Annotated in this window: 24 protein-coding genes; 20 read left to right on the plus strand and 4 right to left on the minus strand. The window is 69.5% G+C overall.

Annotated features, from left to right (window positions below; all coding sequences use genetic code 11):
* The first annotated feature begins 535 nt into the window (after positions 1–535).
* Together ACFYR3_RS02720 and ACFYR3_RS02725 are read left to right on the plus strand one after the other, a co-directional pair.
* On the plus strand, positions 536–907 hold the full coding sequence (locus ACFYR3_RS02720) for a hypothetical protein (RefSeq protein ID WP_389281170.1): 372 nt from the start codon (positions 536–538) through the stop codon (positions 905–907).
* Between the two features lie 278 nt (positions 908–1,185).
* Positions 1,186–1,392 (plus strand): hypothetical protein, encoded by a 207-nt coding sequence (locus ACFYR3_RS02725; RefSeq protein ID WP_389281172.1) that lies wholly within the window; start codon positions 1,186–1,188, stop codon positions 1,390–1,392.
* A 216-nt stretch (positions 1,393–1,608) separates the two neighbouring features.
* Here ACFYR3_RS02725 and ACFYR3_RS02730 read toward each other — a convergent pair whose 3' ends face one another.
* The gene (locus ACFYR3_RS02730) at positions 1,609–2,304 is read right to left on the minus strand and encodes a hypothetical protein (RefSeq protein WP_355845226.1); all 696 of its coding nucleotides are present in this window, start codon (positions 2,302–2,304) and stop codon (positions 1,609–1,611) included.
* Between the two features lie 576 nt (positions 2,305–2,880).
* Positions 2,881–3,702: a methyltransferase domain-containing protein gene (locus tag ACFYR3_RS02735; protein WP_355845223.1), complete on the minus strand. Its 822-nt coding sequence runs from the start codon at positions 3,700–3,702 to the stop codon at positions 2,881–2,883.
* Between the two features lie 56 nt (positions 3,703–3,758).
* On the opposite strand from ACFYR3_RS02735, the gene ACFYR3_RS02740 reads away from it, so the two are divergent.
* From ACFYR3_RS02740 to ACFYR3_RS02815, 16 genes are all read left to right on the plus strand, one after another.
* Positions 3,759–4,475, plus strand: coding sequence for a GntR family transcriptional regulator (locus ACFYR3_RS02740; RefSeq protein WP_355845220.1), 717 nt, complete (start codon positions 3,759–3,761; stop codon positions 4,473–4,475).
* A 582-nt stretch (positions 4,476–5,057) separates the two neighbouring features.
* Entirely contained in the window at positions 5,058–5,237 is a 180-nt protein-coding gene (locus tag ACFYR3_RS02745) for a hypothetical protein (protein WP_389281175.1), read from the plus strand.
* A 94-nt stretch (positions 5,238–5,331) separates the two neighbouring features.
* Positions 5,332–5,601, plus strand: a complete 270-nt coding sequence (locus ACFYR3_RS02750) for a DUF6284 family protein (RefSeq protein ID WP_355845215.1) — start codon at positions 5,332–5,334, stop codon at positions 5,599–5,601.
* On the plus strand, positions 5,598–6,452 hold the full coding sequence (locus ACFYR3_RS02755; protein ID WP_355845212.1) for a protein spdB: 855 nt from the start codon (positions 5,598–5,600) through the stop codon (positions 6,450–6,452). Before ACFYR3_RS02750 ends, ACFYR3_RS02755 begins: the two co-directional genes overlap by 4 nt.
* Positions 6,452–6,835: an RRQRL motif-containing zinc-binding protein gene (locus ACFYR3_RS02760; RefSeq protein WP_355845209.1), complete on the plus strand. Its 384-nt coding sequence runs from the start codon at positions 6,452–6,454 to the stop codon at positions 6,833–6,835. The genes ACFYR3_RS02755 and ACFYR3_RS02760 overlap by 1 nt, the downstream gene beginning before the upstream one ends.
* 29 nt (positions 6,836–6,864) lie before the next feature.
* Complete coding sequence (locus ACFYR3_RS02765) at positions 6,865–7,092, plus strand: hypothetical protein (RefSeq protein ID WP_355845206.1); 228 nt, start codon at positions 6,865–6,867, stop codon at positions 7,090–7,092.
* A 2-nt stretch (positions 7,093–7,094) separates the two neighbouring features.
* Complete coding sequence (locus tag ACFYR3_RS02770; RefSeq protein WP_355845203.1) at positions 7,095–7,412, plus strand: hypothetical protein; 318 nt, start codon at positions 7,095–7,097, stop codon at positions 7,410–7,412.
* A complete protein-coding gene (locus ACFYR3_RS02775; RefSeq protein ID WP_389281178.1) occupies positions 7,409–7,720 on the plus strand; it encodes a hypothetical protein in 312 nt (103 codons plus the stop codon). Before ACFYR3_RS02770 ends, ACFYR3_RS02775 begins: the two co-directional genes overlap by 4 nt.
* 95 nt (positions 7,721–7,815) lie before the next feature.
* The gene (locus ACFYR3_RS02780) at positions 7,816–9,945 is read left to right on the plus strand and encodes an FtsK/SpoIIIE domain-containing protein (RefSeq protein WP_355845197.1); all 2,130 of its coding nucleotides are present in this window, start codon (positions 7,816–7,818) and stop codon (positions 9,943–9,945) included.
* A gap of 202 nt (positions 9,946–10,147) precedes the next feature.
* Complete coding sequence (locus ACFYR3_RS02785) at positions 10,148–10,624, plus strand: hypothetical protein (RefSeq protein ID WP_355845194.1); 477 nt, start codon at positions 10,148–10,150, stop codon at positions 10,622–10,624.
* A gap of 19 nt (positions 10,625–10,643) precedes the next feature.
* Complete coding sequence (locus ACFYR3_RS02790) at positions 10,644–11,147, plus strand: MazG-like family protein (RefSeq protein ID WP_355845191.1); 504 nt, start codon at positions 10,644–10,646, stop codon at positions 11,145–11,147.
* A 90-nt stretch (positions 11,148–11,237) separates the two neighbouring features.
* Positions 11,238–12,143, plus strand: a complete 906-nt coding sequence (locus tag ACFYR3_RS02795; protein ID WP_389281181.1) for a bifunctional DNA primase/polymerase — start codon at positions 11,238–11,240, stop codon at positions 12,141–12,143.
* The gene (locus ACFYR3_RS02800; RefSeq protein WP_389281183.1) at positions 12,140–12,496 is read left to right on the plus strand and encodes a hypothetical protein; all 357 of its coding nucleotides are present in this window, start codon (positions 12,140–12,142) and stop codon (positions 12,494–12,496) included. The genes ACFYR3_RS02795 and ACFYR3_RS02800 overlap by 4 nt, the downstream gene beginning before the upstream one ends.
* Positions 12,493–13,920, plus strand: a complete 1,428-nt coding sequence (locus ACFYR3_RS02805) for a phage/plasmid primase, P4 family (RefSeq protein WP_389281185.1) — start codon at positions 12,493–12,495, stop codon at positions 13,918–13,920. The genes ACFYR3_RS02800 and ACFYR3_RS02805 overlap by 4 nt, the downstream gene beginning before the upstream one ends.
* Before the next feature lie 89 nt (positions 13,921–14,009).
* Positions 14,010–14,258: a helix-turn-helix domain-containing protein gene (locus ACFYR3_RS02810; RefSeq protein ID WP_355845179.1), complete on the plus strand. Its 249-nt coding sequence runs from the start codon at positions 14,010–14,012 to the stop codon at positions 14,256–14,258.
* Between the two features lie 73 nt (positions 14,259–14,331).
* On the plus strand, positions 14,332–15,600 hold the full coding sequence (locus tag ACFYR3_RS02815; RefSeq protein WP_355845176.1) for a site-specific integrase: 1,269 nt from the start codon (positions 14,332–14,334) through the stop codon (positions 15,598–15,600).
* 75 nt (positions 15,601–15,675) lie between these two features.
* Here the strand turns inward: ACFYR3_RS02815 and glnA are convergent, their stop codons facing one another.
* Positions 15,676–17,037, minus strand: a complete 1,362-nt coding sequence (glnA, locus tag ACFYR3_RS02820; RefSeq protein WP_355845173.1) for a type I glutamate--ammonia ligase — start codon at positions 17,035–17,037, stop codon at positions 15,676–15,678.
* Positions 17,038–17,362: 325 nt separating this feature from the next.
* Between glnA and ACFYR3_RS02825 the strand changes: the two genes are divergently transcribed.
* Both ACFYR3_RS02825 and ACFYR3_RS02830 read left to right on the plus strand, forming a co-directional pair.
* Entirely contained in the window at positions 17,363–18,568 is a 1,206-nt protein-coding gene (locus ACFYR3_RS02825; RefSeq protein ID WP_389281188.1) for a globin domain-containing protein, read from the plus strand.
* 235 nt (positions 18,569–18,803) lie between these two features.
* Complete coding sequence (locus ACFYR3_RS02830; protein WP_389281190.1) at positions 18,804–19,613, plus strand: DUF4232 domain-containing protein; 810 nt, start codon at positions 18,804–18,806, stop codon at positions 19,611–19,613.
* Positions 19,614–19,970: 357 nt separating this feature from the next.
* Here the strand turns inward: ACFYR3_RS02830 and ACFYR3_RS02835 are convergent, their stop codons facing one another.
* The gene (locus tag ACFYR3_RS02835) at positions 19,971–20,405 is read right to left on the minus strand and encodes an RrF2 family transcriptional regulator (protein WP_389281192.1); all 435 of its coding nucleotides are present in this window, start codon (positions 20,403–20,405) and stop codon (positions 19,971–19,973) included.
* Positions 20,406–20,563 lie beyond the last annotated feature (158 nt).

The following is a 20,563-nucleotide window of genomic DNA, read 5'->3' on the forward strand; positions in this document are numbered from 1 at the left end:
AATCCACTGGCAGCGTACTTGATCAAACAGGGTTGCTTCTTCTTGCCCTGGGTCTTGCCGGGGATCTTGGTGACCTGCTTCTCTCCAGCTCAGGGACGGTGGGCTCGTGCGCCTGGTCGTCATCGTTGGTCGTCATTGGCCGCTGTTGAGCAGCCTCGGACGGCCCAGAGACGGCCCGGCTTTGGCGCGCTCGCCTGACGGCCGGCACCCCCGATGAGCCCAAACCTGCAGCAGACCCGATAGCTCAGGTTTTGCTCAGAAAGGACGTGAAGGCCGGTGGTTCGCCAGGAGCGCTGACATGATCTCGACAGCTGCCTGCCGGACAGTGAGCGCAAGGTCATCATCCACACGTCGCATTGCGTCGACTGAGCTGTCTCGGAGAGCTGATATGTCTTGCCGAACCCGTGCGCTGATGGGCATCGCGTGCGCCGCGGTACTCCTGTCCGTCGCCGCGTGCACGACGGATCATTCGGACGCCGGGCAACCCACGCGGCCCCAAAGCTCCGCGACGCCAGCCCCGGCAACGGTCGGCACAGTGCCCGGCACCGCGCAGCCCTCCCGGCTGAAGCCGCCGGAGTTGGACTCTGGGGCATCACTCGCCGGCCGCCAGAAGGTGACCACAGGGAACGCCAGCATTCCCTACAGCAAGGGCAGGAAAGGTGGCGCTCTCACCATCGCGGCGAGCTGCCAGGGCGAGGGGAAGATCACGGTGGCGGTGCGGCCAGTGGACGTCTCCTTCCCCCTGGAGTGCAACGCTGAACAGGTCAGCACCGTCTCCAATGAGGTGGCCCTGTCCGGGGTGGAGCGCAGCGGAGTCGTGTCCGTCGAGGCGTCCTCAACCGTGCGTTGGTCGTTGACCGTAGGCCGTGGCGCACCAACAGAAGCAGACCCGCCGGGTGCTGGCTGAGTTTGGCCACCGTGCCTGTGAAGGTCGGCGGAGTCTCAATGGCTCAGGCAAGCCAACAGGTCGCGGCTGACGGGCCCGTGATGGCACTGACCCTCTAGATGCGAACTATGGGCGGGGCGGTCACTGAGGTCTGTCAGGCACGTCAGTCGGCTGCTTGGGCCTGGTGACGGTCGTTCGGAGGCGTGGAGGTTGCTGTACTTCGCTGCTGTACGGCACCCCTAGATGGTCCGCCTGGACGGGACAGCATCGACGACTGGCGCTTGCGCGATCATGGGCACATGGAATCGTGGACGATCAAACACTTCTCCCAGGCCAACCCGGAGGGAACCGGGCAGGATGACGTACCTGCGCTCCTCCGTAGAGTCGCAGACTCCATTGAAGACCTTGGCTTGGTCGAGGTTCAGGATCTCGTCATGCATACGGAGATCACCGCGGACGGCTATCGGCCAAGTCTTACGGTCTACTACCACGACGCCGAAGGCTGATGCGGGCTGCACACGGACGCTTTGCGCTTGGTCCGCTTCCTTATCAGGTCAATCACCGGGGACCGTCGACGTCGGTCAACCGCTCCTACCCCTCGGGAGATCGTGATCTGAGGTCCGACGTTGACCGCTGCTGTTCGCACTTGTTGGTGTCAGGCGCTGGTGTCAACCGCCGTACGCGGTCTTGACAAGTACGGCTATCTCGCCGATCACCGGTTTTCAGAATGGCGGGTCATCTGAGTAGCCGTCTTCGGGACCTGAGATCCGCGAGTCGGGTAGGGGGCCGGGCTCCACACCCCAGGTCACGAGGCACCGCTTAGCAAGGTATCGGTATCCCCGGTACTCGCTGGCGCTTAGCGTGCTGCGTACCAGCGGCACGAACTCTGGGATGTGTACGGCCAGCTCAGGCGCGACGAGAGTCATCGCGGCTGCGTGCACCGCAGCTTCCCGGATCAGAAGGTGCGCATCGAAAAGGTACGGTCGCGCCGCCTCGTAGATCAGCGGGAGGATGGCACGCACCGCGGCGACGTCATCCGGTTCTCCCGGGCCGTCTTCGTCGTAGGTCGCGTCGAAGGCGAGGTCACCTAGCCATTGCAGGAGCGCCGCGCGCATAGGCCGGCGGCGCTCCTCGTGGAAGTAAACCCCCAAGGTCATTGTTCGGGAGTGGCCGAGGACGGCGATAACGAAGCGAGCGGCCGGGGCGGTGGCGCCATAGATGCTGTTCCCGTGGGTAACGAGCTGGCCGAGGTCGCGTAGGGCGGTCCGCTGAACATCCTCGTCGTCATCCAGTAGCCCTGCCAGAACGACGGGGGTCGCCGGGGCTGTGTTAGGGCAACAGTGGTCGACGCTGCTCCAGTCCGTCTCCAGGAGGAGTGCCCAGGGATCGATTGCCTCGCTGCCGTCGTTGATTGTCACGGCCCAAGTGTCGCCTGCGTGCCTCCCTCCTTCACCCACCACTCACCCCAGCTCCCATCCCGTCTGCCGTCGGCCCACACACCGTGGAGCGGGCGTGGTTCATGGCGTCCAGGTGGAGCGCGCCACTGTACGAACGACCTGGACGCCATGGGCCGCGTCTGCTCGGCTCTGCCTGGGTCGATGGCAGACGGGATGGGAGCACCCCACGCACGCCACTGTCCGCCGGCACTCGCGAACGGCGCCCCCGCCATCTCGGAGCCTGAGCGCCCCCGCCGGAGGCTGTTCTGAGCGTGGCCGCTCGCTACGGTGATCGACTCATGACCCGGCGTCGGCCTCGTGGGCGCGCGTCGGCGCAGCGCGGGCAGAGCGGGCCGAAGGCAGGAGCGGCGCCCGCGGCGGAGCCGGGAGCGCGCCCGGCGGAGCGGAGCGCAGCCGGCTTGATGCAGCAGGGAAAGTAGGACCGCACTCGGACTGCAACGGCTTCCAAGAACGTCGCTGCGGCCGACGGGCCCCGAAGCCGGGTCCGCGATCCGCACACCCTCAACGTGCTCAGGGCGGGGTTCGCCAACGCCGATGTCAGCCGCTGATGTCAGCGGGAGCCCGGCCCACGGCCAGTAGGTGCGAACTGGCAGCAAGCAACTCCGGGTACGGCTCTGCCATGCGCGCCGCCTCCAGCGCGGAGGCAATCAACTCATCCGTGGGCCCCCCGCCCGGCTGTTGCTCGGTCGCTTTAACGAGCGACCATGCGGGCCCCTCGATCCCGAAGACCTGTACGTCCGTCAGCCCGGAAGCCACCAGCTCCGCCACAAGCTCTTCAGCGCGATGGAAGTAGGACAGGGTGAACCCTCGGACACCGTCATAGACGGACGTCTCAAGGATCTTGGAGACGGAGTCACGAATTCGTTCGGTGTGCAGGTGGGCGTATGTGACGTGCTCAAAGAGCGAGGCGTAACGGTTGATTGCAGCCGCCGCAACCAATCCGCCCGGCTTCACCACGCGGCGGGCTTCCGCCAGGGCCCTGCGCCGATCACCGGGGTCGGGCAGGTGGTACAGCGGCCCAAGGAGCTGCACCACGTCGAAACTGTCATCCGACTCACACAGATCGCGCGCGTCCCCCACGACCGCGGAGCACACGGCCGCTGCGCTCTCGACATGACGGGGCACGGGATCCACGAGCGTGACGTCGTAGCCGTCCTTCACAAGCCATTCAGCGTGAACCCCGGTTCCCCCTCCCACGTCGAGCACGCGCGCCGGCGCGGGGGGCAAGAAACGTCGGAGAAGCTCTTGAGTCCGGACCAACTCCATACGTCCGTCTGCCGAGCTACGCAGGCGGCTGTCCTCGTTCACTGTCTCGCCGTAGAACCGCATCACAGAGGGTGCCAATTCGAGATTCGACATGGTCGCAGTATCGTGTGTACCGGTGGACCAGTCCAGCATGCGGAGTAGAGGAAGCCATGGCCGTCCTGAAGTACGAAGAGATCGCCGAGTCTCTGCGCGCCCGCATCGCCGCTGGTGAGTTCGCCCCTGGTGCCACCATCCCATCCGGCCGCGACCTGGCCGAGCAGTGGGACGTGTCACGGGCCACCGCCATCAAGGCCGTGGACGTGCTGCGCAACGACGGCGTGGTGGTGGCCAAGCAGGGCACCGGTTTCGTCGTCACGGAGACGCCCGTGGCGCGCCCTGCCGGCGCCCGCCGCGCTGGGTCGGCGCGCATCTTGGGCGGGATGCCGTTCCTTCGCGTCGGTGCGCCCGACTGGGCGGAGCCTCCCGCCCGCGTCGCCGTCGCGCTTGGGATTGCCCCCGGAGTGCTGGCACTCCGACGCATCCGCGTCCTCCAGCTCCCGGACGGAACCCCGAATAGCTGCGTGGAGGCGTGGTTCCCTCCGGAGATCGCGGAGGCAGCGCCTCGCCTCGCCGACACTGCCCCCATCGCCGAGGGCACGACACGCTACGTCCGTCGGCAGACCGGGCGGTTCCCGGTCGAGGGAGTGGACATCACCACCGTGCGCCTCGCCACGAACGCGGAGGCGGACCGCCTGGGCGTAGCAGCCGCCACCCCGGTCGCCGTGCTGCTCCATACGGCACACGACGAGGAAGGTCGTCCGCTGGTCTGCGAGGAAGGTGTTACTCCCTCCTCGCTCTTCGAGCAGGTGGACACCTACGCCATGTAGGCACCCGCAAACCAAGCTGGACCGGTCCGCCGGTCCAGCTTTTTTGATGCCTCGTCACGTCGATTGACCTGCGCAGACTCCACCCATCGCCATCCAACTCCATTTTCATCGCTTGACTGGACCGGTCCACCGGTCCAGTCTGTTGATGCGGCGCCACTCCTCCTCAGTGAGGAGCGGCGCCGGATAGGGCGGCCACGCTGCAAGACCGCCCGCTAAGGCCAGGCAGAACAGGGTTTCGGCCCGTACTGGCGAGGTGGCCCGGTGACCGCGAGCAACGGCCGGAGTGTGGGGACGCAGGTCCCCCTTGCAGTGCTTCTCCCTCTTCCACGCAGACCTGATCTGCCCGACCAGCAGGAGTTTTGATGCGTCAACGAAAGCGTGGGGCGCCGCCGAGACGGACCGGCCGACAGACGCCAGTAGACGCTTCCCGGTCCTTGTTCTCCCTGGCTTCGCAGCGCTGACGCTGCGGCCGGCTGCCTCTCCCACCCGTCCGACCCACACCACGTGCGCTGGTCGTACGGACGGGAGCGCGGGCAGTCGCGAGAGCGCTTCACCCCCATCAGTCGAGAGGACTGACTGTTCATGGACCGCATGAAGAAGGCCGCTGCCGAGCACCGACGCATTGCCGCTGTCCAGCGTGAGCGCGGTCGTGACGCTGCGGCGGACCGGCACGAGGCCCGTGCGGACGCTCTGGAGTCCGGCCGGGTCACCGACCGCACCGACGACGTGATCGGCCTCTTCCGCGCGGCGTTCCGCCGCTGACCTCACAACCCACCATCCACAACGGCGCGCGGTCCCCGGGTGGCCCCCCGGGGACCGCTTCGGGCCGTACACCTTGCAGGGAGAACACGACCCAATGAACCCCATCGTCACTGTTCAGGAAGCTGTTACCGCATTCGCCGACTTCATGGAGCCGACGGACGCGGAGCTGGACGCGATCGAGCGGGAGATGCCCGTCATCACTGCGGAGATCGACCTGTTGGACGCGCAGATCATCACCCTTGACCGCACCCCGACGGAGCTGGACGCGCGGCGTATCCGCCGGGCCCACCGCCGGGTGCTGGCCGCCCGCCGCGACCTGGCCAACCGCACCGCCACCACCGGCACGGCGGGCGGTGCGGCGTGAAGGCCAAGACCGTTCTGCCCGCCGTGGCGATGACGGCGGTGTCCATGGTCCTCACCCTGGCTGTGGTCATGATGTGGCTCGGTGAGGCGATGCCGTGGCCCGTCGCGCTCGTCGTCGGTCTCGGGATCGACGGCGGGTGGCTGGCCACCCTCGCCTACGAACGCCGCCTCGCCGCGCAGGGTGACCACAACCGCGCCGTCACCGGCGTCGGCTGGTCCTTCGGACTCATCGCGGCCGGCGTCCTCGTAGCCCACGCGCTCACCGCCGAAGCATCCCCCGGCGCGTGGCTGGCCGTCGCGTGGCTGCCGATCGCGGCCAAGGCACTGTGGCTGGTGCACGGGCTGTGGGAGGCCACCGCGCTCACACCCAACGCCCTCGGAGTGATCCGAGGCATCCAGCAGGAAGCCCGCGACGAGGCGGCCGTGGCCCGCGCCCGACTGCGGGCCGAAGCGGTCACGGAGGAGACCCGGCTGACGGCCGTGACGCAGGCCGGTGCCCGCGTCGCCCGCGTCCAGGCCAGGACCGCACAGACCCTCTCCCGGGCCTGGTCGACGCTGGAAGCGGCGCGGGAGGGCGAGGACACCGGACGGGCGCTGAGCAGCGTGACGCACCGCGTCACACCCGACGTCACACCCCGGTGGCAACTGCCCGTCTGGGGACCCACCGACCCCGTAGCCGCGTTCACGCTGGCGCCCGCCCTCACCGACTCGGAGCTTGACGCGCTGGTCGACGAGATCCGGCACAGCGAGACGCCGGCCCTGTCCTACCGGGAGATGGCCGTACGGTTCCGCACCGCCGGCCACTCCGCCTCCGAGGTCCGCCTCCGCGCGGCGTGGAAGCGGGTCGCCTGATGTCGGCCGCGTGGGCCGACTGCTTCGACCCGACCGGCACCCGCTACGGCGTGCCCACCTACCCCTGGCGCCTCGCCCCCGATGGGCTCGCCACCCGTCGGCAGTTACGGGCGCAGGGCCTGCGCCCCGGGGGCCAGCCGATCGCCGCGCAGACGATGCGGGTCAACCGGCGTGCGGGCGGGGTGCGGGTCGCCTACCTGTACCGCCTCGACCTGGCCCTCCCGGTGCGGCCGATGACGTCGCGGAAGTGGGGCGCGCTCGCGCTGGCGATGCTCGCCCGCCGCACCTGCCCCAACTGCCGGATCACCTACGGCTACTGCATGCCCCGCTCGCTTGGCATGTGCGTGCTGTGCGCCTACCCCGCCGACCAGCGCACCGCCTGAACTCTCCACACCCACCCTGGAGTTCTCCTGTGACCAGCACCAACGCTGCTCCGATGCTCACGTATGCGTGGCACGCGTGGGTGAGCGTGCCCGGCGAGGGCCGCGCGTTCGCCCACGGCACCGTCACCGTCCCTGTCTCCTTCTGCTGGGACCACGTCACCCGCGAAGTCGCCGCCTGGCTCGGCTCGCAGGGCAGCACCGGCCGGCTCGCCGACATCCACCTCATCCTCGCCCCACACGCCGGACGAAGGGACTGACCATGTCCAAGCCCGACACCCGCCGCCTGGACCGCGCGATCCGCGAGACGAACCGCAAGCTCGACGCCGTCCGCCGCGGCGAACTGTGGCCGCTCACCAGCTCCGAGCGACGCGCGATGCTCGCCGCCCTCGCCGGCGGCTCCTATCGGGTCATGCGCGGCAAGAGCACCAGCCGCGCGGAGACCCGGATCGACTCCGTCTCCACCTCCGCCGAGACCCGGCTGATCGCGGAGATGACCGCGTTGCAGATCGAGCGGCAGCGCATCGTCACCGAAGCCGCCCGCGCCAAGGCCGCCAAGAAGTCCTCCGGCTGGTGGTGAGCGTGGCGCCGGCCAAGTCTCGTTGTCCCGCCGCTCACCCCGAAGACCCCACCCCCTGCGCCGGACCGGTCGCGGTGACCGTGCTCGACATCGAGGGCGCCGGGGCCAACGGGTGCGAGCACCACGGCGCCCGACTGCTCGCCTCCCTGGACGGCGGTCGCATCTACGCCCTGCCCGACGCCCCGGACGGCGCCGCCCTGCGCACCTTCACCGCCGCCGACAGCATCCGCCCCTTCTGCTGGCTCGACGGCCCGCGCACCGGCCCGTCCCAGCTCAGCCACGCCGAGTACCGCGCCCGCCACCACTGACCAGCGCAACCCCCGCCAGCGCCACCGCCGGGCGGGGGTCCCTCTCCCCTTTCGCTTTCACCCCGGACACGGGGCAGTCAGGAGTGTCTCCAACCATGAGCGACAACACCGTTCACCTGCACAAGAACACCGAACCGCCGACCGAACCCGGCGGCACCGTGACCACGCTGACCGTGGTCCCCGACCCGGCACCCACCGCACCCGTGCCGCTGTGGGTCCGCTCCGGACGTGCCGTCACGCACGTCGTCACGCACGAGACCACCAGGACCACGGCCCGCGCCGTCGCCCGACACACGCTGTACGTCGCCGGCGGCGCGCGGATCGCGGCGAAGCGGACGTGGGACGGACGGACCGCCTCCCGCTACGAGCGGATGTTCCGCGCGGCCGAAGCCGCCGGGAACCATGAGATGGCCTCGGAGTGGGAGGAGCGCGGGCAGCACTTCCGCGAGGCCCGCCACCGCCGCCGCATGGACCTGCTCCACTCACCCGTAGACGCCGCCAAGGGCGTCGCGGTCGGCGCCGGCATGGGCATCGGATCGCTGATCGCCCTCGGCATCGTGATGGCGATTGCGACGAAGGACGTCACGCACGTCGTCACGCCGTTGATGGCCACGGTCGAGTTCATCAACCTGCTGATCACCATCGTTCAGGTGGTGTGGGGGCCGGCCCTCGCGATCGGCCCGTTCCTGGCCCTGCTCGCCTTATGGGCCGTGGGCAGCAAGCAGCACGCCGCACCCGCATGGGCCCTGCCCGACAACGTCCGCAACAGCGAGGGCGAGCCCATCACCCCCTCAATCGTCGTCAAGGCACTGCGCGACCTCGGCGTGCCCGCGCTCCGCAACGCAATCAAGGACATGGGCGACGCCGGCGCGAGCATGCTCGGTCCGATCCGGATCGCCGGATGCGGCGTGGAAGTCGACGTCACCCTCCCCTCCGGAGTGGCGACCAACGAGGTACAGAACCGCCGGCGCAAGCTCGCGGAGAACCTGACCCGGCACGAACACGAGGTGTTCATCACCATCCCGGAAGCGGCCCGCACCGTCCGCCTGTGGATCGCGGACTCCGGAGCGCTCGACGAGCCGATCGGCCCGTCTCCGCTGGTCACGGACACCACGGTGACCGCGAACTACAAGACCGGGAAGGCCCCCTGGGGTCAGGATCTGCGCGGTGACGCGGCGGAGCTGAGTCTCTATCAGCGCCACCTCCTGATCACCGGTCGCTCGAACCAAGGTAAGACCGCCGCGCTGCGTGCGCTGGTGCTGTGGCTGGCGCTGGATCGGTCGGTCCAGTTCTGGATCGCCGACCTCAAGGGCGTGGGCGACTGGTCGATGTTCAACGGCATCGCCGACGTGCTGATCGAGGGCCCGTCCGATGGCCATGTGATCCAGGCGACCGAGATGGTCGAGGACGCGGTGCGCGAGATGAACCGCCGGATCGAGGAGCGTCTCGCCAACCCGAACGTGAAGTTCAGGCCCCTGATCGTCATCGTGGACGAAGCACAGAAGTCGTTCATGTGCCCCGCGGTCGACGACCAGCGGCGTCCCTACGGCGGGTCCAAGGCCACCTCCCGGTACTTCATGGGCACCCGCACCATCCACAACCAGGGCCGGGCAGTCGACGTACTGCTGTGGCAGGGCACCCAGGACCCGACCGATCAGAACCTGCCCAAGCTGGTCCGCGAGGGCGCCCACACCCGAGCGTCCCTCGTGCTGGGCTCCGAGTCGCAGGCCAAGATGGCGCTCGGGGACAAGGCGGTCGAGGACGGCGCCGCCCCGCACCTGCTGCGTCAGGGGCTGGACAAGGGAACGCTCGTGGTGGCCTCCGACGGCATCGACATGCCCAAGGGGCAGTCGTCCATCACGGTCCGCACCCACTTCATCGACGACGAACCCGCCGTCGAGATCGCCGACCGGGCCCGCGCCCTGCGGGACGGGGTCACCACCCTGCGCGCCATCGAGCGCGGCGAGGACCGCGACCCGCTCGCGGACATCTTCACCGTCCTCGGGGACGCGGAACGCTCGCACACCCAGAACATCCTCAAGCGGCTCGCGATCTTCGACGAGGACGCCTACGGCGACTGGTCGTTCATCGACCTCAAGCGCGTGCTGGAGGCCGCCGGGGTCGAGCCGTACAAATCGCACGGCCGCATGGTCGTCCGCCGCGACGACGTCGCCCGCGCCCTCGCCGACCGCGACACCGACGGTTCCGCTTCCGCCTCCAACTAGCGGGGAGGCGCACCCTCCCGGCCCGGGGAGGCGGGGAGAACTCCCCAACCCCCTCCCCGGACCCCTCCCCCACATTGATCAGCGAAAACACCGTTTCGGGGAGGCGGGGAGGACCCGCAGGCCAGACCCCGAAACCCCCTCCACAGCCCACATCCAAGGGTGTGCCCCCGCCTCCCCAACCGTGCACCGGAAGGGATTCCGCATGTACCCCGAACACCCCGGATACCTGCCCGCAGAACGGGCCGTAACCGTTCATCAACTTCAGCCGCTCACCTCCTACGACCCGGGCCCCTCGATGGCGCTGGACCCGTACGGCGAGCGTCAGCCCGTGGTGTGGGTGCCCGACGCGTACGGGCGCATGGTCCCCATGCCTAAGCACCTCGCACCCGCCCCGGTCCTCGCCCCCGAGCCGCGCGACCTCACCCCGCTCCCGCTCCTGGACCCCGTCGCCCAGCGCTTCATGGGCGCCGGCATCGGAGGCGGCGCCCTCGCGGCCGGCATCGGCTACGGCGTGGGCGAGGTCATCAGCGCTGCCGCCGGAATCAGCGGCGGAGCCCTCGTCTGGGTCGCCGTCATCGTCCTCGCCCTGCGCGCCCCGGCCCGCGCCATCAGCGGCGCCAAGGGCAGCACGGTCAACGTCCGCAAAGCAGTGATCAAGCGCAGCCATTTCCACGGCTGAACCCCCAGAGAGGAAACCCGTGTTCGAGATCCGCGTCATCTGCGACGCAGCCGACACCGACCCCGTCGTCGCCGCGCTGGACCGCACCTTCACCACCGGCACCGTGAGTGTCTACCCCACCCGAGACGGCGACCGGAACCGCCTCTACGCCAGGGCCGAGCACCAGCCCGACACCGCCTCCAGCGCCATGCCGTGGACCCACGTGCGCACGGTGGTCGCGTGGCTGGACGCCACCAACGGCACCAACGCACACGAGATCGGCATGCGCCTGCTCAAGGTCACCGAAGAGGCCGGAGAAGTCGCCCAGGCGTACATCGGCATGCAGGGCCAGAACCCTCGCAAGGGCTTCACCCACAGCCCCGGCGACGTCGCCACCGAACTGTGCGACGTGATCCTCGCCGCCATGGTCGCCCTGCACGAATTCGACGACAACCCCGCCGCCCTGCTCAACGCGATCTCCGCCCACCGCCACAACCGTCTCGCCGAACTGATCGAGAACGAGCCCAGCACCACCCGCCACTAGCTACGCCAAGGGCGGCCCCCGCCTCTCGCCAAAGAATCCGGGGCCGCCCTTGCCAACCAGTCCGCAACAGACCTGTTGGAGGCATCCAGCATGACCCATGACGCCCGATCCGCGCTGCTGCGCGCGGCGCTGAACGCCGCCGCGCGCGGCTGGCCCGTCATCCCCCTGCACCCGCGCGGCAAGGTCCCCGCCCTGCACGGCGAACGCCGCTGCCCGCGTACCGGCGACTGTGCCGAGGGACACCGCACGTTCGAGCAACGCGCCACCACCGACCCCGCCCGCATCGAACGCTGCTGGGCCACAGGCCCGTTCAACGTCGGCATCGCCACCGGACCCGCCGGCCTGCTGGTCGTCGACCTCGACACCCTCAAGCCCAAAGACAAAGCGGGCACGCCTGACGGCGCGGCGAACTTCCGTGCGCTCTGCGAGCGCGCCGGGCAGGCCCTGCCCGCCACCCGCCGCATCCGGACCCCCAGCGGCGGAGAGCACCTGTACTTCACCGCCCCGTCCGGTGTCCGCTTCACCAACACCACCGGGACGCTCATCCCCAAGGTCGACACCCGCGCCTGGGGCGGACAGGTCGTCGCCCCCGGCAGCCAGACATCACACGGCCCGTACACGCTCCTGGACGACTCACCCGTGACAGACCTGCCCGCATGGCTCCAAAAAGCCCTGACAGCCCCTCGACGGCGCGTCACGGCCCCGGTGCTGCCCATGCTCACCCGCGACACCAGCCGGTACGCGACCGCAGTCCTGCAACGCGAAGTAGCGGCCGTGGCCACCACCGCCGAGGGCGGACGCCAGGCCGAACTCCTGCGCGCCGTACGGGCGGTGGGCCGGTTCGTGGCCTGGGGCGATCTCGACCGCACCACCGTGGAAGCGGCTTTTACCTGCGGGGGCGAGTCCGCGGGACTGTCGCCGGCCGAGTGCCGCGCCACCATCCGCAAGGCCCTGGACTACTCCATCCGCACCGCCTGGCCCCGGGAGACGGCATGAGCGCCCCCCAACCCCGCCCCCCAGGTAAAAGCACCACACCCACCCCCAACCCACCCCGCCCCGCCGAACCCGCGCCGCCCCCGACGGCCATGGGCGAACCGAAGGACGTCGCCGAAGGCGTCCTCACTGCCGTTCGCCCTGACCCGCAACCGGGCAACGGCCGCTTCCCCGTCGCGTGGCTCACCATCTGCACGCCGCGCGACGCCATCCCGACCGCCACCTCGAAGTGCCTGTGCGGCAGGGACCGCAGCGCGGTCGGCAGATCTCGCGTCCTGGCCCTGGTCGCCGAGCACACCGGCCACCGCGAGGAATGCCCGCTCCACACTCCCCAGGAAGGGAGGACGGCCGCATGACGAACCACCCGGACGCCGACCCCCAGACCGAGGAACTGCCACCGCCCTCCCACCCCATGGCCGTTGGCCGCCGCCTGCTGCCCGACTGGCAGACCGAGGACGGACAACTCGTCTACCGGCGCTGGCGCGCGTCCTGGATGTGCTGGAACGGCGCCTCCTGGCGCGAGATCGACGAAGCCCAGATCCGCAAAGCCATGTACGAGCGCCTTGAGTACGCCCTCTACATCGGGCTCAGCAAGAAGGGCGAGCCGGAACCGCATCCGTGGGCACCAACGAAACCGAAGATCAGCAACCTGCTCGACGCCCTCGGATCCATCACCCTGCTGCCCACCGACCTCGACGCCCCCGCATGGCTCGACGGCGCAGGCGCGAGCGAGCAGGGCGACGGGCCGATCGTGGCGTGTGAGAACGGTCTGCTGCGCATCCGCGACCGCGCACTGCTGCCGCACAGCCCCGGATTCTTCAACCTCGTCTCCGTCCCCTTCACCTATGACCCCACCGCCGTCGCACCGACGTGGGAACACTTCCTGGCACAGCTCTGGCCCCACGACCCCGACGCCATCCACGCCGTACAGGAATGGTTCGGCTACGTCCTGTCCGGCCGCACCGACCAGCAGAAGATCCTGCTCATGGTCGGCCCCACCCGTTCCGGCAAGGGCACCATCGCCCGCGTCCTCAAAGAACTGGTCGGCAAGGAGAACCTTGCCGGGCCCACCCTCGCCGGACTCGGCACGAACTTCGGCCTGTCCACGCTCGTCGGCAAGCCCCTCGCGGTCATCTCGGACGCCCGGCTGTCCGGCAACGACAACAGCCAGGTCGTGGAACGACTCCTGACGATCTCCGGCGAGGACACGATCGACGTCGATCGCAAGTACCGCGCCGTATGGACCGGCAAGCTGCCCACCCGGCTGATGATCCTGTCCAACGAACTCCCGCAGTTCGGCGACTCCTCCGGGGTCATCGCCAAACGGTTCGTGCTGCTCAACATGACGGTCTCGTGGCTGGGCAAGGAAGACCCGACCCTCATGGACAAGCTCGTCGCGGAGATGCCCGGCATCCTCAACTGGGCACTGGAAGGCCTCGCCCGCCTCCAGCGAACGGGCCGGATCACCGAACCCAAGTCCAGCCGCGAAGCGGTCACCACCATGCAGGACACCGCCTCACCCACCAGCGCGTTCGTCCGCGAACGCTGCACCACCGGACCCACCTGCAGCGTGCCCGTAGACACGCTGTGGACGATCTGGCGCGAGTGGGCCGAGGACAACGGCGTCCGCCCCGGAACCAAGCAGGTGTTCGGCCGCAACCTGCTCTCCGTGATCCCCCAACTCAACCGCACACGCCCCCGCGACGCCTACGGGCAACAGGTGGCCATCTACAGCGGGATCACGCTCAATCAGCGCGAACCACATCTGCCTGAGTCGTGACTCATCGCGACTCAGGGACCCACCAACCCGGTCTGAGTCGCGATGAGTCGCGACTCAGAGCAATGTGATTCCAACTGTGGAGGACGTCTGTGAGCCCGCTCCCCCTCCCTTCGGAGACTGATCCCCGCGCCATCCTCCGGGGTGGCCTTCCGGACCGGTACCTCGAGCCCGAGGACATCGCCGTGATCTTCGGCGTGCCCTTGGAGACCGTCTACCAGTGGCGCAAGAAGCGCACCGGACCGCCCGGATTCCGCATCGGCAAGCACCTCCGATACGACCCCGCCGACGTCCGCGCCTACGTCACCGAACGCAAAACCGCCGACCAGGCCGCCGCCTGACACCACATCGCTTCACCAGGGAGGGCCACACCGTGGCCCTCCCTTCCCCATGCCCAGAAGGGAACGCCGTCGCATGGCAGGACACATCCAAGACCGCTGGTTCAAGACCGCGACCAACGCCGCGGGCAGGACCGTCCGTGTGAAGAGTGAACGCCACGGGTCCGGCCTCCGCTACCGCGCCCGATACATCGGCCCCGACGGAACCGAGAAGTCGAAGAGCTTCCTCGACGGGCAGAAGCGTCTCGCCGAGAAGTGGTTGACGAAGATCGAAGCCGACATGGACAGCGGCCGGTACATCGACCCGAACGCTGGCCGGACCACCTTCCGGCAGTACGCCGAGAGGTGGCTTGCGGCTCAGACCACGGAAATGACCACACGTGAGTCCGTAGACGTGCAGCTCCGCCGCCACGCCATTCCCTACATGGGATCGCGCCCCCTCGGTTCGTTCAAGCCCGAGCACATCCGCGATTGGCTGAGCGAGTTGGAGCGCGCCGTACCCGCGTCCTCGTACCGCCGCGTCATCTACGCGAGCGTTTCGGCCGTCTTCACCGCAGCAGTGGACGACGACCACCTGCACCGGAACCCGTGCAAAGCCAGCACGGTGCGTGCTCCGGCCCCTAACCAGCGCCGGGTGGCTCCGTGGACAGCGGAGCGTACGTTCGCCGTGCGTGCGGCTCTGCCATGGCGATATCGGGCAGCGGTCGACCTCGGCGCCGGCTGCGGCCTGCGCCAGGGGGAAATCTTCGGGCTCCCCGCGGACGAAATCCGCTTTGACACCGGCTGGCTGCACATCGGCTACCAGGTCAAGGTCGCCAGTGGAAAGCTCGTCTTCGCCCCGCCCAAGCGCGACAAGGAGCGGGACGTACCGCTACCGAACCGGGTTGCTCACACGCTCAAGGCCCACATGGACGCACATCCGCCGGTGGAGGTCACCCTGCCGTGGCTTCGTCCGGACGGTGACCCCATGACGAAGCGTCTGCTGTTCCTGCGCACCGACGGGAACGGCGCTGTCAGGCGCACGGACTTCAACGTCCGCTACTGGAAGCCCGCGCTCGTCGCCGCCGGCGTCATCCCCGCCCCCGAACCAGGTGACCGCTTCCAGGCGGCACGAGAGCACGGGATGCACGCGCTGAGGCACTTCTACGCGTCCGTGCTCCTGGACGCCGGCGAGAACGTTAAGGCGTTGAGTACCTACCTGGGGCACACGGACCCTGGCTTCACGCTCCGGGTCTACACGCACCTGCTGCCGAGCAGCGAAGGCCGCGCCCGGCGGGCTGTAGACAGCCTGTACGACGGCACCGTTTCCGGGGCGGACGGCCCACAGACGGCCCAGGGGCAGTGAGGACAGCCGCGGGGCCCTCGGTCATCGACCGAGGGCCCCGCGTACTGCGTCACGAAAAGTGCCGCTGACCTGCGCTTACAGCACCGGCAGACTCTTCCGCAGCTCGAAGGCGGTGACCTCGGAGCGGTACTCCTCCCACTCCGCCTTCTTGTTGCGCAGGAAGAAGTCGAAGACGTGCTCGCCGAGGGTCTCGGCGACGAGTTCGCTGCGCTGCATGAGGGCCAGCGCCTCGCCGAGGTTCTGCGGGAGGGGCTCGATGCCCATGGCCCGGCGCTCGGCGTCGGAGAGGGCCCAGACGTCGTCGTCGGCGCCCGGCGGGAGCTCGTAACCCTCCTCGATGCCCTTCAGGCCGGCGGCCAGGAGCAGCGCGTACGCGAGGTACGGGTTCGCGCCCGAGTCGATCGAGCGGACCTCGACCCGCGCCGAGCCGGTCTTGCCGGGCTTGTACATCGGCACGCGGACGAGGGCCGAGCGGTTGTTGTGGCCCCAGCAGATGTACGAGGGGGCCTCGCCGCCGGCGCCCGCGGTGCGCTCCGAGCCGCCCCAGATGCGCTTGTAGGAGTTGACCCACTGGTTGGTGACGGCGGAGATCTCCGCAGCGTGCTTCAGCAGGCCGGCGATGAAGGAGCGGCCGACCTTGGAGAGCTGGTACTCCGAGCCGGACTCGTAGAACGCGTTGCGGTCGCCCTCGAAGAGGGAGAGGTGCGTGTGCATACCGCTGCCCGGGTACTCCGAGAACGGCTTCGGCATGAAGGTGGCGTGGACACCCTGCTCCAGCGCGACCTGCTTCATGATCAGCCGGAAGGTCATGATGTTGTCGGCCGTGGAGAGCGCGTCGGCGTAGCGCAGGTCGATCTCCTGCTGGCCGGGGGCGCCCTCGTGGTGGCTGAACTCGACCGAGATGCCCATCGACTCCAGCATCGTGATGGCCTGGCGCCGGAAGTCCTGGCCGACGTTCTGCGGGGTGTGGTCGAAGTAGCCGGAGTTGTCGGCGGGGGTGGGCCGCGAGCCGTCCAGCGGACGGTCCTTCAGCAGGAAGAACTCGATCTCGGGGTGGGTGTAGAAGGTGAAGCCCAGGTCCGAGGTCCTGGCGAGGGCGCGCTTGAGGACATAGCGCGGGTCCGCGAAGGACGGGGAGCCGTCCGGCATGAGGATGTCGCAGAACATCCGGGCCGTACCGGGGGCCTCGGCGCGCCAGGGCAGCACCTGGAAGGTGGACGGGTCCGGCTTGGCGATCATGTCCGACTCGTACACGCGGGCGAAGCCCTCGATGGCCGAGCCGTCGAAGCCGATGCCCTCGTCGAAGGCCTGTTCCAGCTCTGCCGGGGCCACTGCCACCGACTTGAGGAAGCCGAGTACGTCCGTGAACCACAGACGTACGAACCGGATGTCACGCTCCTCCAGCGTCCGGAGCACGAACTCCTGCTGCTTGTCCATCTTCCGCTTCCACCCATCCTTGCTGGTCAGGCCGCCTGCTCCCACGCCTCGAAGACGATCGGCGCACCTGAGCATCCCACCACAACACCATTTCATGCGCGTTGCGGACCATGATCGGCCGGGCGACCTCGGTCTGAACGCCTCGCGTACGGCAGGTGTCCTGCTCTGCCGCACATACTGCCTGCTCACACGCGCACCCGTAAGAGCCGACCGGCACTCTCTCGCCCCACGAGCTTTAATTTGCATCTCAGATGCAAGTTTTATTAGTGTGCGGGGCAGATAGGGGCGCAACCCACCGTTCCCGCCCTGGCTTTGAGGAGTCCTGATGCTGTCCGAACAATCCGCCTCCACCGTGCGCGCGACCCTCCCCGTCGTCGGCGCCGCCATCGGTGAGATCACCGAGCGTTTCTACGCCGGACTGTTCACCGCCCACCCCGAGCTGCTCCGCGACCTGTTCAACCGCGGCAACCAGGCCGCCGGCACCCAGCGTCAGGCCCTGGCGGGGTCCATCGCCGCCTTCGCCACCCATCTGGTCGAGCACCCCGACGAGCGGCCCGACGCGATGCTGAGCCGCATCGCCCACAAGCACGCCTCCCTGGGCGTCGCGCCCGAGCAGTACAAGGTCGTGCACGAGCACCTCTTCGCCGCGATCGTCGAGGTTCTCGGCGACGCGGTCACCGCGGAGGTCGCCGCCGCCTGGGACGAGGTCTACTGGCTCATGGCGAACGCCCTGATCGCCATCGAGAAGCGCCTGTACGACGAGAACGCGGACGACGGCGCCCTGCACCCCTGGGTGGTCACCGAGCGCGTCGAGGAGACCGCCGACGTCGCCACCTTCCGGATCCGCCCGGCCGACGGCAGAGCCCTGCCGGACTTCCGTGCGGGCCAGTACGTCTCCGTCGGCGTCGAACTCCCGGACGGCGCCCGCCAGATACGTCAGTACAGCCTCTCCAGCGCGCCCGGTTCCCCGGTACGCCAGATCAGCGTCAAGCGGGTGCGCGCGGACGAGAACGCCGGCGTGACGAGCCCCGAGGGCGAGGTCTCCAACCATCTGCACACGCACGTCCGCGAGGGCAGCGTCCTCGAGGTCTCCGCGCCGTACGGCGACCTGGTCCTCGACGACGCGGACGCCCCCCTCGTCCTCGCCTCCGCGGGCATCGGCGTCACCCCGATGATCGCCATGCTGGAGCAGCTGGCGATCAACGGCCACAAGGCTCCCGTCACGGTGGTGCACGCCGACCGCTCCCCCGCCGAGCACGCGCTGCGCGCCGACCACGAGGCGTTCGCGGGCAAGCTCGCCGACGCGGAGACCCATTTCTGGTACGAGCGGCCCGAGCCGGGCCACCCCGCCGAGCGGACCGGTCTGGTCGACCTCTCCGGAGTGACCGTGCGGCCCGGCACGCACGCCTACCTGTGCGGTCCGCTTCCCTTCATGCGCGCGGTACGGACCCAGCTCCTGGAGAAGGGCGTGCCCGCCGGCGACATCCACTACGAGGTGTTCGGACCGGACCTCTGGCTGGCCCAGTCCTAGGGCCGTCGGCGGGACACGCGGCAGCCGCGGGGTCCGGCACGCACCGGGCCCCGCTCCCCCTCTCCGAACCGGCAGCGGTGCGCGCAGGCGTCGCACCCGATCGCCGACGCCTGCTGACAGCCGTGTGCGCACGGTCACGACGCGGACGTCAGCGGGACGGCAGCGCAACGTCAGCATGACGTGAGCGGCGGACCCAAGACTGATGCATGTCAGCAGTTCAGGGACGGCGCGCCACATGACCCGGCGTTCGCCGCACACCTTCGGGGGATCCATAGTGAGCACCATCCGTAACCGCGCCATGCTTCTCGCCGCCACATCCACGGCCCTGCTCGCCGTGGGCCTCACCGCCTGCGGGTCCGACGGATCCGGTACGAAGGCCTCGGGCCCGGAGACCGGCGGCACCGCGCAGGGCGCCTCTCCGACGGCATCCGCGGTGAACGCCAACAGCACGACCGGCACCACGGGCGGTTCGTCCACTTCGAAGAGCTCGACCGGCTCGGGTTCCGGCTCGGGCTCGAAGTCGGGCTCGGGCTCCGGAACCGCCAAGGGCGGCGGCGGTGGCAACGCGACCAGCGACAGCTACGCCTACAAGCACCCCTGCTCGGGCGGGCAGGTCTCGGTGAACATGACCACCAGGGACGGCGCGTCCAGCCGGCGCGTGATCGCCGTACGCAACAACGGCGCGAGCTCCTGCGGGCTGAGCTACTTCCCGGGGGTCTACCTCGACCAGGCGAGCGCGCAGGGCGGCAAGATCGTGAAGCCGCTGATCCCGAGCGGGCTCGGCGGGGCCCCCGCCTACCCGGTGTACGCCGGGCAGACCGCCTACGCCGTCATCGACCTCGACCCGAGTGGGGCGACCACGGGCACCGTCTCCGGCATCGACGAGCTGAACGTCCTGGCCGACGGCGACCACATGCCCAACGCCGACACGCACAACTTCCCGCTCGGCTCGGGCGCGCTCGTGCTGAAGCCGAAGCTGGGCCTGTACCGCACCACGATCGCGGACGCCGTCAGCTCCATGAAAGCCGCGGACACCCAGTCCTGACCGGAGGTGCCGCCCGCAGTCCTGACCGAGGTGCCGCACGCGCCGCGCAGTCCCGGCCGTGCCCGCGCGGCGCGGTCTCCGCGGCGGGCGCGGTGTCGGCGGAAACGGGGCCGGAGCCAGGGCGCGGAGGCGGAACCGAAGTCGGGCGCGGTGTCGGCGGAAACGGAGCCGGGCGCGGAGCCGAAACCGGAGCCGGGCGCGACGCGGAGCCGGGCGCGGAGCCGGAGCCGGGCGCGGAGCCGGAGCCGGGCGCGGAGCCGGAGCCGGGCGCGGCCCGACCCGGCCGCCCGGCCGGGACGGAGCGGGGCGTGGAGACCCGTCAGGACGCGGGCAGGGCGCGCCGGGCCGGCTGGGCCGCTAAGGCCTGCGGGTGATGCCGAGCAGCACGGGCCCCGTCGGATCGGCGACGACGTCGGCGATGGTCAGCGGGTCCAGAGAGGCGTAGAAGGCCTCCTGGGCCCGCCGCAGTGCGCCCCGCAGTCGGCACGCGGAGATGAGCGGGCACGGCGTGGCCCCCTCGCATTCGACGACGTCGCCCTCGCCCTCGAAGGAGCGCACGATCGCGCCGACGGACTCCCCGCGCCCCTTCTCGGTGAGTGTGAGACCGCCTCCCCTGCCGCGCCGGGCATCGAGCAGCCCGAGGTGCTGGAGTTCGGCGACGACCTTGGCGGCGTGCGTGTAGGGGACCCGCATGTCGTCCGCGACCTCGCGCGTGGTGGGCGTCGAGTCGCCGACGACGGCCAGTCGCATCAGGACGCGAAGGGCCAGGTCGGTGGATCGCAACAACCGCATACCCGACAGCGTAGGTAATGCGCATCTTCGGTTCAAATTTTCTGGCCGTCCCCTGTCGGACACCCTTCGGCCGACCGCCGTCCGAGTGCATTCCGCCCCCGTCCGCCACCCGCTTCTTCGGCCAATCCCGCGCCCTCCCTGCCGACGCCCCACCGTTC

It is taken from the genome of Streptomyces sp. NPDC005784 (genome assembly GCF_042871525.1).
Lineage (GTDB): Bacteria > Actinomycetota > Actinomycetes > Streptomycetales > Streptomycetaceae > Streptomyces.

What these genes read in the sequence shown, in the direction of transcription:
- ACFYR3_RS02725 (WP_389281172.1), top strand. Translation starts at nt 1,186, where the DNA reads ATGGAATCGTGGACGATCAAACACTTCTCCCAGGCCAACCCGGAGGGA.
- ACFYR3_RS02735 (WP_355845223.1), bottom strand. Translation starts at nt 3,702, where the DNA reads ATGTCGAATCTCGAATTGGCACCCTCTGTGATGCGGTTCTACGGCGAG.
- ACFYR3_RS02740 (WP_355845220.1), top strand. Translation starts at nt 3,759, where the DNA reads ATGGCCGTCCTGAAGTACGAAGAGATCGCCGAGTCTCTGCGCGCCCGC.
- ACFYR3_RS02745 (WP_389281175.1), top strand. Translation starts at nt 5,058, where the DNA reads ATGGACCGCATGAAGAAGGCCGCTGCCGAGCACCGACGCATTGCCGCT.
- ACFYR3_RS02750 (WP_355845215.1), top strand. Translation starts at nt 5,332, where the DNA reads ATGAACCCCATCGTCACTGTTCAGGAAGCTGTTACCGCATTCGCCGAC.
- ACFYR3_RS02760 (WP_355845209.1), top strand. Translation starts at nt 6,452, where the DNA reads ATGTCGGCCGCGTGGGCCGACTGCTTCGACCCGACCGGCACCCGCTAC.
- ACFYR3_RS02770 (WP_355845203.1), top strand. Translation starts at nt 7,095, where the DNA reads ATGTCCAAGCCCGACACCCGCCGCCTGGACCGCGCGATCCGCGAGACG.
- ACFYR3_RS02780 (WP_355845197.1), top strand. Translation starts at nt 7,816, where the DNA reads ATGAGCGACAACACCGTTCACCTGCACAAGAACACCGAACCGCCGACC.
- ACFYR3_RS02785 (WP_355845194.1), top strand. Translation starts at nt 10,148, where the DNA reads ATGTACCCCGAACACCCCGGATACCTGCCCGCAGAACGGGCCGTAACC.
- ACFYR3_RS02795 (WP_389281181.1), top strand. Translation starts at nt 11,238, where the DNA reads ATGACCCATGACGCCCGATCCGCGCTGCTGCGCGCGGCGCTGAACGCC.
- ACFYR3_RS02800 (WP_389281183.1), top strand. Translation starts at nt 12,140, where the DNA reads ATGAGCGCCCCCCAACCCCGCCCCCCAGGTAAAAGCACCACACCCACC.
- ACFYR3_RS02805 (WP_389281185.1), top strand. Translation starts at nt 12,493, where the DNA reads ATGACGAACCACCCGGACGCCGACCCCCAGACCGAGGAACTGCCACCG.
- ACFYR3_RS02815 (WP_355845176.1), top strand. Translation starts at nt 14,332, where the DNA reads ATGGCAGGACACATCCAAGACCGCTGGTTCAAGACCGCGACCAACGCC.
- glnA (WP_355845173.1), bottom strand. Translation starts at nt 17,037, where the DNA reads ATGGACAAGCAGCAGGAGTTCGTGCTCCGGACGCTGGAGGAGCGTGAC.
- ACFYR3_RS02825 (WP_389281188.1), top strand. Translation starts at nt 17,363, where the DNA reads ATGCTGTCCGAACAATCCGCCTCCACCGTGCGCGCGACCCTCCCCGTC.
- ACFYR3_RS02830 (WP_389281190.1), top strand. Translation starts at nt 18,804, where the DNA reads ATGACCCGGCGTTCGCCGCACACCTTCGGGGGATCCATAGTGAGCACC.
- ACFYR3_RS02835 (WP_389281192.1), bottom strand. Translation starts at nt 20,405, where the DNA reads ATGCGGTTGTTGCGATCCACCGACCTGGCCCTTCGCGTCCTGATGCGA.